The organism is Limnohabitans sp. (genome assembly GCF_040400975.1).
Lineage (GTDB): Bacteria > Pseudomonadota > Gammaproteobacteria > Burkholderiales > Burkholderiaceae_C > Limnohabitans_A.
The window spans coordinates 1-1145 of the sequence record NZ_JBBAPF010000140.1; the positions used below are offsets into that span (position 1 = coordinate 1).

The 1145-nt window shown below is 57.0% G+C and carries 1 protein-coding gene; it reads left to right on the forward strand.

Annotated features, from left to right (window positions below):
* Window positions 1–563 precede the first annotated feature (563 nt).
* Window positions 564–869, forward strand: a complete 306-nt coding sequence (locus tag ABWQ00_RS16225; RefSeq protein WP_353239695.1) for a hypothetical protein — start codon at window positions 564–566, stop codon at window positions 867–869.
* The last annotated feature ends 276 nt before the right edge of the window (window positions 870–1145 follow it).

Sequence of the window (1145 nt, forward strand, 5' to 3'; positions counted from 1 at the left end):
GATGAGGCCTCGCGAATTCGGAGGTCAGGCCGGGGTGTTAGGGTGAGCGACGCTCACACGTTCTTGCATAACCTACGTCTATCGCTCACGCACTATCCGCCAGTGGACATAGTTTGTTTTTTTTTTGTTCTTGTGTTTTTGTTTGTGGGGGCTCACCGAAGTGGTTATCGACTTGACCACTTGTGAGCGGTTCAAGTGGCAAGGGTATATTGCAAATCAGTCCGACGCATGGCTTGAGCTCATCTTTGGCGACCCCCTTGCCGCTTCGCAGGGGTCATCATCACGGGAGAGACGGAGGAGGGCCAAGAGGATCTACAAGCTCGCGGCGGGATTGCGATGAATACATCAACTTCGGAGCGAAAGGCGCCAGGCAACGGCGCATCGACTTCGTAGCTTACCTCGATGACGGCAAGCATTGCTTGCTCCACCCAGGCAGGGATGGCGAGACGGAGACATGGCCGATCGAAGGCGACTTGCGATAGTGGGCCATTGTTGATGAGGGCACCGCCGCTCCTCCTGCCGCCGCAGGCCATCCTGTTGCTGGCCAAGAGGGCTGGGATTTCTTGCGGGAGCGTGTGCAGACTTGGGAGGATGCCTTTGCTGCCGACGACGGCCACCCTCGCCGCTTCACCGTGAACCTCACGGGGGGCGAGGTCTTTGCTTGGGACTTGTTCTTGGCACGCGATGCTGAGTCGCGGGAATTGATCAAGCACGGAGTGGTCGAGTGTTGGCTGGTTTGGGTGGGCCGAGCATGGCGGCGTGCTGCCTTCTTCCTCTTCCACAATGGCACAGAGACGGTGTACACGTTCACGAGCGGTGGTTGGGCGAGCGACGATCGCATGGTCGAGGACATCTATTGGGCGGCATGAGAGTGCTCCGGCGCAGGCCCTGCCGCATCGCAAGGTAAGACATCTTCCGGGAGCACGGGCGCGAGACAATGCCGGCTCACCGTCTTCACGAGAAGCACGTGTGCGACATCAGCAAGAAACAGGAACATATTGCGTTGACCAGTCGGCGCGTGTTGCGGTGCCAGGATATTGCCATGATATTGATATGATATTGCAACGTTATTGCACTGTCATTGACATGGCGTTGCCATGATATTGCAATGCCATTGACATGTGATGGACATGCTATTGACACGT